18 protein-coding genes are annotated in these 13,821 nt (G+C 65.4%); 12 read left to right on the top strand and 6 right to left on the bottom strand.

Annotated features, from left to right (window positions below; all coding sequences use genetic code 11):
• Nucleotides 1-58 precede the first annotated feature (58 nt).
• Nucleotides 59-541: a hypothetical protein gene (locus ACP7BH_RS01020; RefSeq protein ID WP_425984419.1), complete on the top strand. Its 483-nt coding sequence runs from the start codon at nucleotides 59-61 to the stop codon at nucleotides 539-541.
• A 27-nt stretch (nucleotides 542-568) separates the two neighbouring features.
• Here ACP7BH_RS01020 and queF read toward each other — a convergent pair whose 3' ends face one another.
• A complete protein-coding gene (gene queF / locus ACP7BH_RS01015; protein WP_425984421.1) occupies nucleotides 569-1,030 on the bottom strand; it encodes a preQ(1) synthase in 462 nt (153 codons plus the stop codon).
• A gap of 161 nt (nucleotides 1,031-1,191) precedes the next feature.
• Here queF and ACP7BH_RS01010 point away from each other — a divergent pair, with 161 nt between their 5' ends.
• The 7 genes from ACP7BH_RS01010 (at nucleotide 1,192) to ACP7BH_RS00980 (ending at nucleotide 4,855) form a co-directional block, all read left to right on the top strand.
• Complete coding sequence (locus ACP7BH_RS01010; protein WP_425984423.1) at nucleotides 1,192-1,539, top strand: endonuclease domain-containing protein; 348 nt, start codon at nucleotides 1,192-1,194, stop codon at nucleotides 1,537-1,539.
• A 300-nt stretch (nucleotides 1,540-1,839) separates the two neighbouring features.
• The gene (locus tag ACP7BH_RS01005) at nucleotides 1,840-2,208 is read left to right on the top strand and encodes a TonB family protein (RefSeq protein ID WP_425984425.1); all 369 of its coding nucleotides are present in this window, start codon (nucleotides 1,840-1,842) and stop codon (nucleotides 2,206-2,208) included.
• A gap of 60 nt (nucleotides 2,209-2,268) precedes the next feature.
• The gene (locus ACP7BH_RS01000) at nucleotides 2,269-3,201 is read left to right on the top strand and encodes an NAD(P)H-dependent flavin oxidoreductase (RefSeq protein ID WP_425984427.1); all 933 of its coding nucleotides are present in this window, start codon (nucleotides 2,269-2,271) and stop codon (nucleotides 3,199-3,201) included.
• Nucleotides 3,202-3,239: 38 nt separating this feature from the next.
• Complete coding sequence (locus ACP7BH_RS00995) at nucleotides 3,240-3,968, top strand: TorF family putative porin (RefSeq protein ID WP_425984429.1); 729 nt, start codon at nucleotides 3,240-3,242, stop codon at nucleotides 3,966-3,968.
• Nucleotides 3,969-4,143: 175 nt separating this feature from the next.
• A complete protein-coding gene (locus ACP7BH_RS00990; protein ID WP_008260450.1) occupies nucleotides 4,144-4,356 on the top strand; it encodes a cold-shock protein in 213 nt (70 codons plus the stop codon).
• A gap of 42 nt (nucleotides 4,357-4,398) precedes the next feature.
• On the top strand, nucleotides 4,399-4,572 hold the full coding sequence (locus tag ACP7BH_RS00985) for a hypothetical protein (protein WP_425984430.1): 174 nt from the start codon (nucleotides 4,399-4,401) through the stop codon (nucleotides 4,570-4,572).
• 25 nt (nucleotides 4,573-4,597) lie between these two features.
• Nucleotides 4,598-4,855 carry a hypothetical protein gene (locus tag ACP7BH_RS00980; RefSeq protein ID WP_425984432.1) on the top strand — a complete coding sequence of 86 codons (258 nt, stop codon included), beginning with the start codon at nucleotides 4,598-4,600 and terminating at the stop codon, nucleotides 4,853-4,855.
• 2 nt (nucleotides 4,856-4,857) lie between these two features.
• Here the strand turns inward: ACP7BH_RS00980 and ACP7BH_RS00975 are convergent, their stop codons facing one another.
• Together ACP7BH_RS00975 and ACP7BH_RS00970 are read right to left on the bottom strand one after the other, a co-directional pair.
• Nucleotides 4,858-6,021 carry a cystathionine gamma-synthase gene (locus ACP7BH_RS00975; RefSeq protein WP_425984434.1) on the bottom strand — a complete coding sequence of 388 codons (1,164 nt, stop codon included), beginning with the start codon at nucleotides 6,019-6,021 and terminating at the stop codon, nucleotides 4,858-4,860.
• Nucleotides 6,022-6,026: 5 nt separating this feature from the next.
• Nucleotides 6,027-7,427 carry a pyridoxal-phosphate dependent enzyme gene (locus ACP7BH_RS00970; RefSeq protein WP_425984436.1) on the bottom strand — a complete coding sequence of 467 codons (1,401 nt, stop codon included), beginning with the start codon at nucleotides 7,425-7,427 and terminating at the stop codon, nucleotides 6,027-6,029.
• 118 nt (nucleotides 7,428-7,545) lie between these two features.
• On the opposite strand from ACP7BH_RS00970, the gene rnr reads away from it, so the two are divergent.
• From rnr to ACP7BH_RS00955, 3 genes are all read left to right on the top strand, one after another.
• Nucleotides 7,546-9,861, top strand: coding sequence for a ribonuclease R (gene rnr / locus ACP7BH_RS00965; RefSeq protein WP_425984438.1), 2,316 nt, complete (start codon nucleotides 7,546-7,548; stop codon nucleotides 9,859-9,861).
• Between the two features lie 139 nt (nucleotides 9,862-10,000).
• The gene (locus tag ACP7BH_RS00960) at nucleotides 10,001-10,708 is read left to right on the top strand and encodes an NUDIX hydrolase (RefSeq protein ID WP_425984440.1); all 708 of its coding nucleotides are present in this window, start codon (nucleotides 10,001-10,003) and stop codon (nucleotides 10,706-10,708) included.
• Between the two features lies 1 nt (nucleotide 10,709).
• Nucleotides 10,710-11,123 carry a DUF5990 family protein gene (locus ACP7BH_RS00955; RefSeq protein WP_425984442.1) on the top strand — a complete coding sequence of 138 codons (414 nt, stop codon included), beginning with the start codon at nucleotides 10,710-10,712 and terminating at the stop codon, nucleotides 11,121-11,123.
• A gap of 3 nt (nucleotides 11,124-11,126) precedes the next feature.
• Here ACP7BH_RS00955 and ACP7BH_RS00950 read toward each other — a convergent pair whose 3' ends face one another.
• A complete protein-coding gene (locus ACP7BH_RS00950; protein WP_425984444.1) occupies nucleotides 11,127-11,705 on the bottom strand; it encodes a hypothetical protein in 579 nt (192 codons plus the stop codon).
• Nucleotides 11,706-11,831: 126 nt separating this feature from the next.
• Between ACP7BH_RS00950 and rpmG the strand changes: the two genes are divergently transcribed.
• Nucleotides 11,832-11,999, top strand: a complete 168-nt coding sequence (gene rpmG / locus ACP7BH_RS00945) for a 50S ribosomal protein L33 (RefSeq protein ID WP_003164451.1) — start codon at nucleotides 11,832-11,834, stop codon at nucleotides 11,997-11,999.
• Nucleotides 12,000-12,073: 74 nt separating this feature from the next.
• Here the strand turns inward: rpmG and ACP7BH_RS00940 are convergent, their stop codons facing one another.
• A complete protein-coding gene (locus ACP7BH_RS00940; protein WP_425984446.1) occupies nucleotides 12,074-13,435 on the bottom strand; it encodes a PleD family two-component system response regulator in 1,362 nt (453 codons plus the stop codon).
• A complete protein-coding gene (locus tag ACP7BH_RS00935; protein WP_167762544.1) occupies nucleotides 13,432-13,797 on the bottom strand; it encodes a response regulator in 366 nt (121 codons plus the stop codon). Before ACP7BH_RS00935 ends, ACP7BH_RS00940 begins: the two co-directional genes overlap by 4 nt.
• Nucleotides 13,798-13,821: the final 24 nt, after the last annotated feature.

The raw sequence follows: 13,821 nt of genomic DNA, 5'->3' as shown, positions 1-13,821 counted from the left end.
GGCTAAAAAGCTTTCGCCGTAAGCGAATTTTCGCACCATGTAATTAGTAGGGGTCGATATGAACGCTGAAGAAAAGCTGGCCAAACTTTATGAAACAGAAATAGCTAACGCCGCTTCACACGCCAATGATGCGGCAAAGCGTTGGCTCGGAACCTTGGGCATAGGTAATGGAGCCGCCCTTCTAGGGTATGCAACGCTCTCCGCACCGAAGGACAACACAATACTTCTTTACCAACTCATTCCATCGATGTGGCTATTCTTGCTCGGCGTCACGGCAGCTTTCGCAGCTTTTGGCTTCATCGGATCCGCCTGGAGGCATGACGAGAATAGCTGGCGATATTCAGAAGCCAACAACACCTGGGAAAATCTGAAGCAGCCTGAAAATGTGGACGAAAAAATTGTCGAAAGCGAAGACAAGAAAGCTGAACAATCTAGACGATGGGCCGCGTATCTTACAATATCATCATGCATGACATTCTTGATAGGCGTAGGCTACCCTCTTTTCAGATTAATTATTACGGTAATGCACGGAGACCTCTGACAGTCAGATCTGAATACTGGCAAGCTTCTAACCCCGCCCGCGATACGTCGGCACGCCCTGATCCGGCAGCCACAGCCCCTCGGGCGGCGCTCCGGTCTGCCAGAAGACGTCGATGGGGATGCCGCCGCGCGGATACCAATAGCCCCCGATCCTCAGCCACTTCGGCGCCAGCAGGTCCGCCAGGCGCCGGCCGATGGCGACGGTGCAGTCCTCGTGGAAGGCGCCGTGGTTGCGGAAACTGGTCAGGTACAATTTCAGGCTCTTGGACTCGACCAACCACTCGCCCGGCGCATAGTCGATGACGATATGGGCGAAGTCCGGCTGGCCCGTCACCGGGCACAGGCTGGTGAACTCGGGCGCCGTGAACCGGGCCAGATACAGCGTACCCGCATGCGGGTTCGGCACCCGCTCCAGCACGGCCGTCTCGGGGCTGGTCGGGGCAGCGGTCTGGGCGCCGAGCTGGCTGAGGTTGTCGGTGTAATGGGTCATGCGGGGCATTTAGGCGCTTGCGACCGGCTTGAAAATCCTCCCCCATCGGGGGAGGGGGACCGCGAAGCGGTGGAGGGGGCCGGCCGCACACACGGTCGAGAACGCAAACGACCTATGCACCCAAGTCTACCGTCGCCCGCGCCCGCGAGTTGCGCCGTGAAATGACCCTGCCCGAGATGCTGCTATGGCAGCAGATTCGAGGCCGCCGCCTCGACGGAATTCGCTTTCGCCGCCAGCACCCCATCGGCCCCTACATCCTGGACTTCTATTGCGAGAACGCCCGTCTGGCGGTCGAGGTGGACGGCAACAGCCATGCACAGCCCAACGCCGTCGAACACGACAGGCGCCGAACCGAATGGCTGAATGCGCGCGGGATCACCGTCGTTCGGATCGCGGCGCGGGATGTGCTGGGCGAGATGGCGGCGGTGGTGGATCATATTCACCGACAGGTGCGCGATCGGCCCCCTCCACCGCTTCGCGGTTCCCCTCCCCCGACGGGGGAGGGTTAAGGGGCGACATCCACCCTATTTCGCGAGAACTTCTTTCGCCGTTTCAACGGCCTGATGACCAGCAGCGTCAATCGACCGACCGTCCCCGCAAGCGCCCGTATGATGGGCGGTTTCAACTAGAAGGCCGAAAAACTTGGACTGACCTGGACTGTTTTTTCGGAGACCAACACCGCCGCCCAATTGCACTTCATTGCATTTTGCACTCCATTTCCCCGTACACGTGCAATGTCACCCCCCGATTTGAGACGATTGAGACTCTGTTTTTCGCTGCCGAGACTGAAATCTCGCCTGGATCCAGCAATGACCCTTTCCATCCTCGCCGCTCTCATGGTCGTCCTACCATCGCAGACCTCGCCCGCTGCCCCTCCACAAGCCGAAGCCGCGCAGACCATGCAATGGTCCGTCCAACCCCGGCCAATGCCCGCCGACTTTCCTCCCGAAGCTCTGCGCAGGCGCATCAGCGGTCGGGTGGACGTCCGTTGCACTGCGACAGCAGCCGGGGTTCCGACCTCTTGCAGCGTCGTCGAGGAAACACCGCCGAACCTCGGCTTCGGGCAGGCCGGTATCCAGGTCGTGCGACGCGGCCGTCTGAATCCGGCGACGCTCGGCCCGAGCGACGAAGACAGGACCTTCACGGTCGGGGTGCCGTTCAACGCACCGCCGCGCTGACGATTGCCTTCCCCCGCGACAGCCCGCTAAGCGTAGCGAAACAAAACCCAGGAGACGCCCGTGGCCATTCCCGCTTCGCTGCAAAAAGGTCTGATCCTGCCGATCATCTCGGCGCCCATGTTCCTGGTCTCCGGGCCGGATCTGGTGGTCGAGGCCTGTAATGCGGGCGTCATCGGCACCTTTCCGTCGCTGAACCAGCGCACGACCGAGGGCTATCGCGACTGGATTCACGAGATCAAGGGACGGCTGAAGCCTGACGCCGCCGCTTTCGGCGTCAATCACATCGTCCACCCGACAAACCCCCGGCTGATGGCCGACATGATGGTGTCGGTCGAGGAGAAGGTGCCGTTGATCATCACCTCGCTGGGCGCCGTGCGCGACGTGGTGGATGCGGTTCACGGTTATGGCGGTCAGGTCTTCCACGACATCGCCAACATCCGCCACGCCCGAAAGGCGGCGGAGGCGGGCGTCGACGGCCTGATCCTGGTCGCCAACGGCGCGGGCGGTCATGCGGGGATCATCAACCCCTTTGCTTTGGTCAACGAGGTCCGCAGCTTCTTCAAGGGAACCATCATCCTGTCCGGCGCCCTTTCGACCGGACAAGATGTCGCGGCGGCGCTGATGCTGGGCGCCGATTTCGCCTATATGGGCACCCGCTTCATCAACACGACCGAGGCCATGGCCGCCGACGCCTATAAGCAGATGGTCATCGACAGCGGCGCGACCGACATCGTCCACACCCCGGCCGTGTCGGGCATTCCGGCCAACTTCATGAGCAAGTCGTTGATTGAGAACGGGATCGATCCCAAACACCTGCCCGAGCACAAGCTGGACATGGGCGACGAGGCCAAGGCCTGGAAGACCGTCTGGTCCGCCGGCCAGGGCGCGGGGGCCATCCACGACGTCCTGCCGACCGCCGATCTGGTCGCCCGCCTGCGACAAGAGTTCGCTCAGGCCACGGATGAATTCGCCATCAAGACCGGAGCACGCTAAAGGCGGCGCCAATCCGCATCTCGCGCGTTGGAGCCGCCATGATCCGCACGACCGTTCTCGCCGCCCTTTCCGCCACTGCCTTGGCCGCCGCCGCCTTGGCCGCCGCTGTCGCTACCCCAGCAGCAGCCCAATCCGCACAGGCGCCGTCCGCTCGCGACGCCTGGTCGTTCGAACTGGGCGCCGGGACGGACAACCGTTCCAAGAACGCGTCCAAGTCCGGCAACGACGGCTACGCCTTCGGCTCGGCGACGTGGGAAAGCGCGGACGGCCTGTTCTATGTCGGCCCCGGCTTCGAGACGATCCAGTCGGGCGGTTCCAACGTGGAGGCCGAGTTCGTCGCCGGCTATCAGCCTGAGGCGTTCGGCTACAGCTTCGACTTCAACGTCGCCTACAAGAACCGCCTGGACGCCGAGGCGGGTTACGACGAGGACGCCTGGGAGTTCACCGGCAACGCCAGCCGCTCCATCGGCCCGGCCAGCGCGCGCCTGCAGATCCAGTATTCGCCGGACGCAGCCGGCTCGACCGAAGCCTTCACCTGGATCGAGGGCCGGGTGGGCTGGGACTTCACCAATCGTCTGAACGGCACGGTCGCGCTGGGCCGGCGCGAGCAGGACAACGCGCCCGACTACACGGGCTGGAACGCCGGTGCGACCTACGCCCTGACGGACGCGATTGAGCTGGACCTGCGCTACTACGACACCAACGCCCACACCTTCGGCGAACAGTACGAAGACGCCTTGGTCGCCAAGGTCGCCTACGCCTTCTGAGCCCCGCGCCTTGCACAAACGGCGTCGCGGGCCCATATAGGGGCTGTCGATCTCTCTGCGTAACGCCGCTGCTCCCTTTGCATCACGCACCGAGGTCCAAAAGCCGATCCCATTCAGACCCGACAGGCCGACCAGGGATCCCTCCCTGCGGTCAACGCCAGACGGAGGTCTCCAAATGGCTACCGGCACTGTAAAATGGTACAACCCCACCAAAGGCTACGGCTTCATCGCTCCCGATGATGGCGGCAAGGACGTCTTCGTCCACGCCTCGGCCGTCGAAACTTCGAGCGTTGGTTCGCTGAACGAAGGCCAGAAGATTTCCTACGAAATCGAACGTGACTCGCGCTCCGGCAAGGAATCCGCTGGTCGCCTTACGGCGGCAGAGTAGGACACGCTTCTCAACACGCACGCCATCGCTTTTGATGGCGTCGTGACGAAGCACCTGCCTCTGGGCGGCCGCAAGGTCCGCCTGGACAACGGCCACGTCGTCTCGGTCCTGCCCTCGCTCGGTTCGCCTAAAGGCCTATCCATGCTGGGCGACCGCGTCGTGGTCGAGATCGCCTTCAATCAGCTGAAGGGCTGGCGCCTCGCGCGCCGGCCCTGAAGCCCGTTCCATCAGGACGTGACCCATGACGACCCTCGCCGAAAAAATCCCGACGATGACCGACGCCGACCTCAACAGCCTGCGCGCCAACGCCACGCGCCTGGCCGAAACCGGCGCCTCCACTCAAGTGATGGCCGCCGCTGACATCCTGCCTGTGATAGACACCGAGATCGCCCGCCGCGCCGCCCTGCCCAAGGCCGCCAAGGCGCCGGTGAAACGCGTCGCTCCCAAGAAGAAGCTGCCGCCCGTCACCGGCCACCAGACCGCCCTACCCTCCAGCTGAGATCAGCCCAGGGCCTGATCCAGATCCGCGATCAGGTCCTCGACGTTCTCGACCCCGACCGATAGCCGGATCAGGTTGTCGGTCACGCCGCCCGCCTCGCGGACGTCCTTGGGCACGCTCGCGTGGGTCATGATCGCCGGGTGGTTCACCAGGCTCTCGACCCCGCCCAGCGACTCCGCCAGGGTGAAGACCTCGACCCGCTCCAGCACGCGCTTCGTGCGCTCCAGGTCGCCCTCCAGCACCACCGTCACCATCCCGCCGTAGCCGCCGCTCATCTGGCGCGCGGCCAGCTCGTGCTGCGGGTGGGCGATCAGGCCGGGATAGATGACCTTGGCCACACCCTTGCGGGTCTCCAGCCAGCGCGCGACGGTCAGGGCGTTCTCGCAGTGCGCCTTCATCCGCAACGCCAGGGTCTTCAGCCCCCGGTTGGCCAGGAAGGCGTCGAACGGCCCCATGATCCCGCCGACCGAGTTCTGCAGGAACTTGATCCGCGTCGCCAGATCGGGATCGGCCGTCACCAGCACCCCGCCGATGATGTCCGAATGGCCGTTCAGGTATTTGGTCGCCGAGTGCATCACCACATCCGCCCCCAGACTCAGCGGCTGCTGGCAGAAGGGGGTGGCGAAGGTGTTGTCCACGATCAGCAGCAGGCCATGCGCCTTGGCCACCTTGGACAGGGCGGCGATGTCCGCCAGCTTCATCAGCGGGTTGGTCGGGGTCTCGACCCACAGCATCTTGGTCTTGGGCGTGATCGCCGCCTCGACCGCTGCAATGTCGCTCAGGTCCACATAGGCGAAGTCCAGCCCCATGGTGCGCCGGCGCACCCGCTCGAACAGCCGCCACGAGCCGCCGTACAGGTCGTCGCCCGTAACGACATGATCACCCGCGTCCAGCAGCTCCAGCGCCGTCGAAGTCGCCGCCATGCCCGAGCCGAAGCCGAACCCGTGCGTCCCGCCCTCCAGGTCGGCGATACAGGCCTCGAACGCCTCGCGCGTCGGGTTCTTGCCCCGCGCATACTCATAGCCCTTGTTCACGCCCGGGCTTTCCTGGGCGTAGGTCGAGGTCGCGTAGATCGGCGTCATCACCGCGCCCGTGGTCGGGTCGGGATGCTGGCCGGCATGGATGGCGCGGGTGGAAAACCCTTGGCTGTTCTTCTTGTCGGCCATCGTTCTTACCGGTTCAGGCTGAGGTGGTTGATCAGGTCGGTGCGGGTGATCAGGCCGACGAACTTTTCGCCGTCCAGCACGATGGCCACACGGTCACGGTCGAAGACAGGGATCAGGGCGTCCAGCGGCTCCTTGACCTGAAGCGTGTCCAGATCGCGCGTCATGGCCGAGGCCACCGGCTTGGCGAACCGTTCCTTGCGGGTGATCTCGTCGGTGTTCATCACCTGGATCAGGTCGCTCTCATCCAGGATGCCGACCAAGCGGCCGTCCTCGATGATCGGCAACTGGGACACGTCGGCGCCCTTCATCCGCTTGAAGGCGGTGTCCAGGGTGTCGCCCGGTCCGGCCACGACCACGTCGCCTTTCTCGTATTTGCGGTTGATCAGGTCCGACAGGTCGCCGTGCAGCTCGCGCTCGCCCAGGCCCTGGTCCGCCAGCCAGGCGTCGTTGTAGACCTTGGACAGATACTTGGCCCCCGTATCGCAGACGAAGGTGACGCAGGTCTTGGCTTCCGTCTGTTCCCGGCACCAGCGCAGGGCCGAGGCGATAAGCGTGCCCGACGATGAGCCGGCGAGGATGCCTTCCTTCAGCAGCAGTTCGCGCGCGGTGGCGATCGCCTCTGCGTCCGGGATCGAATAGGCCTTGTCGATCAGGGTCATGTCCGCCGTGTCGGGCACGAAGTTCTGGCCGATCCCCTCGACTGTGTAGCTGCCGTCCGGCCCCGGCACGCCGTCGTTGACGATGCCGGCCAGGGTCGATCCGACTGGATCGGCCAGGACGATCTGGGCCTTCGAACCCACGCTCTTGAGGTAGCGCGCCACGCCGGTGATCGTGCCGCCCGAGCCGATGCCGGCGACGAAGGCGTCGATATCCCCCCCCGTCTGCTCCCAGATCTCCGGCCCCGTCGTCTTCACGTGGGCGTCGGCGTTCGACTGGTTGGCGAACTGGTTGACGTAATAGGCGCCGGGGATCGCCTGGGACAGACGCTCGGCCATGTCGGTGTAATATTCGGGGTGTCCGTGCGGCACGTCCGAACGGGTCAGGCGAACATCGGCGCCCATGGCCCTGAGATGCTGGATCTTTTCCTTCGACATCTTGTCCGGAATGACCAGCAGCACCTTATAGCCCCGCGCCCGGCCGACCAGGGTCAGCGCCAGGCCCGTATTGCCCGCCGTCGCCTCAACGATGGTGCCGCCTTCCTTCAGCCAGCCTTCCTTCTCGGCCGCATCCAGCATCTCGACCGCGATCCGATCCTTGATCGAGCCGCCGGGATTCTGGGACTCCAGCTTGAGCAGCAGGCGGCACTTGCCGGTGTCGATCTTCGTCACCTCCACCATCGGCGTCTTGCCGATCAGATCCAGCGGCGACTTCACGGTCGCGCTCAGGGCGGGGGCATGCAGGGACATCGAAGACTCCATTCGGGGACGGCGGAAGCTGAAGCCCCGCATTCACTCGGTCAACTCACGCAAGATTTGACCCCCCAAGATTTACCCAAAGGCGTGGTTCCGCGCTACGAAAGACATAATGACCAATTCATCCAAGAGGCCGCCCGCCGGCCTGCCCGACAAAGACACCCTCCTCGCCTTCCTGCGCGAGGCCGGATCGGCCGAGAAGACCGATATCGCACGCCATTTCGGACTGAAGGGCGGCGACCGCCGGGCCCTGCGCGAAATGATCCGCGAACTTGAAGAAGAAGGCCGGCTGGGCAAGCGCGGTCGCAAGGGCTTCTCCGAGGCCGGCGCCCTGCCCCCCGTCGGCGTCGCCGACGTGATCGAACGCGACGGCGACGGCGAACTGTATGTCCGTCTGGTCGAGGCCAGCGCCGATGCGCCCCGCGCCATCCTGATGCCCGACAAGTCCAAACCGGGGCCTGCGCCGGGCCTGGGCGACCGGGTGCTGGTCAAGTTCCAGCGCGGCGCGGACGGCTGGGAAGCCCGGCTGATCAAGAAGCTGGATGTGGGTACGAACCGCGTCCTGGGCGTGATCCGCAAGTCGGCGCGCGAGACCCGCGTCGAGCCCGTCGATCGTCGTTCCAAGGACGTGCTGCTGGTGCCCCAGGCCCAGTCCGGCGACCTGCGTGACGGCGATCTGGTCCTGGCCGCCATAGAAAAGGGCGAGCAGCGGTTCGGTCCCAAGCGCGGCAAGATCCTGGAACATATCGGCAAGGAGGATGACCCCCGCGCCGCCTCCCTGATCGCCATCCACGCCCACGGCGTCCCGACCGGCTTCTCCGAGGCGGTCGAGCGCGAGGCCAAGGATCAGGCCCTGCCGACGCTGAAGGGGCGCGAGGACCTGCGCGAGGTCCCCTTCATCACCATCGACCCCGCCGACGCGCGCGACCACGACGACGCCGTCTATGCGGCGCGCGACGACGATCCGAAGAACCCGAACGGCTGGATCGTCTGGGTCGCCATCGCCGACGTCGCCGCCTATGTCCGCCCCGGAACCCATCTGGACCGCGAGGCGCGCGACAAGGGCAACTCGACCTACTTCCCCGACCGCGTCGAACCGATGCTGCCGGAGGTGCTGTCGAACGGTCTGTGCAGCCTGAAGGAGGGCGAGAACCGCGCCTGCCTGGCTGTGCGGATGGTCTTCGACAAGGACGGCCGAAAGACCGGCCACAAGTTCGTACGCGGCCTGATGCGGTCGCACGCCAAGCTCAGCTACGAACAGGCCCAGGCCGCCATCGACGGGCAAACGGACGACGCCACCGGCCCGATCATGGAGGCCATCCTCTATCCGCTGTGGAACGCTTACCACGCCATGCTGAAGGGCCGGCTGAAGCGCAGCCCGCTGCAGATCGAATCCGCCGAGCGCCGCATCCGCATGGCCCCCGACGGTGGCATCGCCTCCATCGAGAAGCGCGCCTCGCTGGAGGCGCACCGCCTGATCGAGGAGATGATGATCCAGGCCAACGTCTGCGCCGCCGAAACGCTGGAGCAGAAGAAGACCCCGCTGATCTACCGCATCCACGACACGCCCAGCCAGGAGAAGATCTTCAACCTGGCCGACTTCCTCTCCACCATCGGCAAGCCGTGGAACAAGGGCGAGCCGGGCACGACGAAGCGGTTCAACAAGCTGCTGGACGAAACCCGCGACACCGAACACGCCGACGTGGTCAACGAGGTCGTGCTGCGCAGCCAGATGCAGGCGATCTACAGCCCCGAGAACATCGGCCACTTCGGCCTGAACCTAGACCGCTACGCCCACTTCACCTCGCCGATCCGGCGCTATTCCGACCTGATCGTCCACCGCGGCCTGATCCGGGCGCTGAACCTCGGCAAGGACGGGCTGACGGATCGCGAAATCGCCGAACTGCCCGCCATCGCCGAGGGCGTGACCATGACCGAGCGCCGGTCGATGGCCGCCGAACGCGACGCCATGGACCGCTATATCGCCGCCTATCTGGAGGAGCACGTCGGGGCGACCTTCACCGGCCGCATCACCGGCGTGACCCGCTTCGGCCTGTTCATCCGGCTGGACGAGACGGGCGCGGACGGCCTGGTCCCAGTCTCGACCTTGGGCAGCGAATATTTCGCCCACGACGACCGCGCCCACGCCCTGGTCGGCGAACGCACAGGCAAGCGGTTCACCCTGGGCCGCAAGGTCGAGGTCAAGCTGATGGAGGCCACCCCCGTCACAGGCGGCCTGGTGTTCGAAATGCTCAGCGAGCCGGAGCCGCGCGATCCCAACGCCCCCGCCCCGCGCTACGGCGTCCGAGGACGCGGCGGCGACGGCCCGCCGATGCGCGGCAAGGGTCGCCCAGGCGGTCCCAAGCCAGCAAAGGGCGGCAGGCCCTCAGGCGGGCTGAAGGGTGTGCGCAAGGGCAAGCGGAAGTGACAAAAACATCCGCTCATCCCGGCGAAAGCCGGGACCCAGTTCTTTGGGCGAAGAGCGCTTGTCGCGAGGCTCGGACGCCAACCCCGACCGCCTGTGCGAACGAAAGCACTGGGTCCAAGCTTTCGCCGGGATGAGCGGAATGAAAGATCAGCCCTTCGACGCCACACAGGACTTGGCCGACGCCCCGCGCGTCGGCGGCGCGCAGCGACCCAAGGATGCGGCGACCCTGATCCTGACGCGAGGCGGGTCGCAGCCCCAGGTGCTGATGGGAAGACGGGCGCCAGGGCATGTGTTCATGGCGTCGAAATGGGTGTTTCCAGGCGGGCGGATCGACCGGAGCGACTTTACCGCCGCTGCGACAGGCGACCTGCCGCCCGATGTCGTGCGGCGGTTGGAAGGCGAACTGACGGCCCGCCGGGCGCGCGCCCTGGCGCTGACAGCGGTGCGCGAGACTTTCGAGGAGACCGGGCTGATCCTGGGGCGGTCCGCGCCGAGCGCCTCAGTCGCCGGACCGTGGCGCGAGTATCGTCAGGCGGGCGCCCTGCCCGATCTGTCGGTCCTGTCCTACATCGCCCGCGCCATCACGCCTCCGGGTCGCACGCGGCGCTTCGATGCCCGCTTCTTCATGGCGCCGGCCGAGGCTCTGCTGAGCCCGGACCCGACCGCAGGCTCTGGCGAACTGGACGAGATCGCCTGGCTGCCGCTGGACGAGGCGCGCAGCCTGGACCTGCCCGCCATCACCCGTTTCGTGCTGGGAGAGTTGGCGGAGCGATTGGAACACCCGAACCGTCCCCTGCCTTTCGTGCGGATGGTGCGGGGCCGTCACACGGTCGAACACAGGGACTAACATGGCCGGATCGACGATCACCCTGCGCCTGACCATCGCCGCCCCCGTCGCGGGCGTCGCCTACAGCCTGCAGGACAAGGCCAATATGCCGGTCGAGCCGCGCATCGCCGGCGACGGCCCGATCAGCTTCGACGTGCCCGTCACCCTGTCCGACGACGGGAGACTGACCGGGACATTCGTGCGGCGCGAGGGGCCGGCGCGGCGGTTCGTCTATATCGCCATCGGCGCGTCTGCGGGCCAGCACGCCAGCGAATGGAGCCGACGCGCCAAGATCGACATCCATGACATCCCCGCCGATCTGCTGGTTCAGGCGTGCGAGGGGCGCTTGCTGGAGGTCGCCCTGCCCGGCCGCGCCAAGGACGGCGGCCCCGCCTGCGCCACCGTGCGGCCGCTTCAAACCTGGCGCGTCGTCTGATTCTTAGTCGGCGACCGGCTTCGTCAGATCGAACTCGACGCGGAAATGGCGGTTGGGGCGGCGCAGTTCATAGGCGAACATCCGGTCGGGATGAACCTCCATCGCCCAGACATTGGTGGTCGAGACCGCCGCGTCGTTGGCGTTGAACAGGGCGATCGATTCGGCGTCGACTGGAAACTCCTGCCGCTCGGCCGTGCCCGCGTTGGCCGTGTCGCCGCCATACCAGTGCAGGACGTCGGTCGTGCCGTCCTCATGCCGGTGATCGTGTTTCAGCCGCAGCCCTGTGTCCGTCTTCGTCACGACCCAGGTGCGCGACCGATCCTCGCCCACCGCGAACGGAATGCGCACCTCGTCCGCCGAACAGTCGCGGACGTGCATGATCAGCCGCTCGCTGGCGAACGTGGCGTCGGCGGCGTCGGTCGTGACGACCCGGCCTTCGAATCGCTGGCCGCACAGGGCGTTCAGCCGCGCCAGGAAATCGTTCTGGCTCAGAACGGGGGCCGAAGCGGGAGACGCCGCCGCGACGCCGGCGGACGACAGGGAAACCAGGGCCGCAGCGGCCAGCAAGGATGCGATTTTCATACGGTCACACTATATGTGCATCCGACCGCATCAACGTGGCATCGCGCCCGTTGACTTTGGAGCGATCCTGAGTATGTTCCGCGCCTCTTATTTTAAGCGGCTTTCGCCGTCGCAGAGGTAATTCCGATGGCCAAACCGGCTTCCATCAAGATCCGCCTGAACTCCACGGCCGACACCGGCTTCTTCTATGTCACCAAGAAGAACGCCCGCACCATGACCGAGAAAATGGTCGTCAAGAAATACGACCCCGTCGTGCGCAAGCACGTCGAGTTCAAGGAAGGCAAGATCAAGTAACTACTTGATCGGCTGAGAAACTGAAGACGCCCGGCTGGTCTCCAGCCGGGCGTTTTTCGTTGTCTAGGGGTCGGTCAGGCCGCCTTGGCGATGACCTTGTTGCGGCCGGCGGCCTTGGCCTCATAGACGCCTTCGTCGGCACGTTTCAGCAGGCCCTCCGGCGTGTCGCCGTCGCCGGTCGTGGCGGACACGCCGATCGAGATGGTGATGGTGATCTGTTCCTTGCCGCCCATGACCCGGAATGGGGCGGAGGCGACATCACGGCGAATCCGTTCGGCGACGCGGCCGGCGTCTTCCAGGCTGGCGCCCGGCATGACGACCACGAACTCCTCCCCGCCCATCCGGCACGGCAGATCGACGGCGCGGACGTTGGTGGCCAGGCGCACGGCGAACTCGACCAGGACCTCGTCCCCGGCGTCATGGCCGAAGCTGTCGTTGACCGACTTGAAGTGGTCGATGTCCAGCACCAGCGCCGCGACCTGGGCTCCGCCCTGGGCTGCGCGTCCGACCAACGCCTGTAGCTGGCTGGTCATGTAGCGACGATTGTGCAGGCCGGTCAGGGCGTCGGTGACGGCCATCTCCATGCTGCTGTCCAGCTTCTGGCGCAGGAAGTCGGTATAGCGTTTGCGTCGGATCTGGGTGCGGACTCGCGCCGACAGCTCCTCGGTGTCGATGGGACGCGGCAGGATGTCGGCGGCGCCTAGTTCCAGCGCCTTGACCATGCGCGGCCGTTCGGCCGGCTCCACCACCGCCAGGATCGGCGCGCGGCGTGCGTCACCCGACTTGGCCTGGGCTACGATCCGCAGGCCGTCGAAACCGGCGGCGGCGACATTGACGATGATCAGGTCCAGCGCGCCCTTGGCCGCGACCAGAGCCGCCTCGGGATCGGATTCGATGGTGACGCGGTGTTCGCCGCTCAGCTCGGCCGCCATCTTCTCGGCCTGGCGCATATCGTCATCGACGATCAGAACCCGCCCGCCCTCGCTGCGAAGCCGCGCGGCTTTGTCCGAATCGACGCCCAGGCGCCGACCGCTTTCCTCGCGCTCGCGCAGTTCGTCCATGACGTGCTTCAGCCGGGTCAGCGACTTGACCCGCGCGAACAGGATCACGTCGTCGATGGGCTTGGTCAGGAAGTCGTCAGCGCCGGCTTCCAGCCCCCGAATGCGGTCCTGGCGGCCGTCCAGCGCGGTGACCAGTACGACAGGGATATGACGCGTCTCGGCTTGGGCCTTCAGCCGGCGACAGGTCTCGAACCCGTCCATGCCCGGCATCATGACGTCCAGCAGGATCAGGTCCGGCTGATGTTCGGCGGCGATGGCCAGGGCCGTCGCGCCGTCATTGCAGCTGAGGACGTCGTAATATTCGATGGTCAGCTTGGCTTCGAGCAGGCGGACGTTCACGTCCACGTCATCGACGACGAGGATCCGGGCGCTCATCCGAGGTGCTGCCGGATGGTTTCGAGGAAATGCATCACCGAGATCGGCTTGGAGATATAGGCCTCGCACCCGCCTTGGCGGATCCGCTCCTCGTCGCCCTTCATGGCGAAGGCGGTCACGGCGATGACGGGGATGTGGCTTAGTTCCTCATCGTCCTTCAGCCACTTCGTGACTTCCAGGCCCGAGATTTCAGGCAGCTGAATATCCATCAAAATCAGATCGGGATGATGGGCGCGCGCCAGGGCCAACGCCTGCAACCCTTCACGGGTTTGCAGCGTCTCGTAGCCCTGGGAATCGAGCAGATCATGAAAAAGCTTCATGTTCAGCTCGTTATCCTCGACGATGAGGACTTTCTTGGACATCATCACCTGACCTGCGCGACCCTG

Source organism: Brevundimonas sp. TWP2-1 (assembly GCF_049897645.1).
Lineage (GTDB): Bacteria > Pseudomonadota > Alphaproteobacteria > Caulobacterales > Caulobacteraceae > Brevundimonas.
Note: the sequence above shows the minus strand (reverse complement) of the source record. Positions and strands in the feature narration are given on the sequence as shown.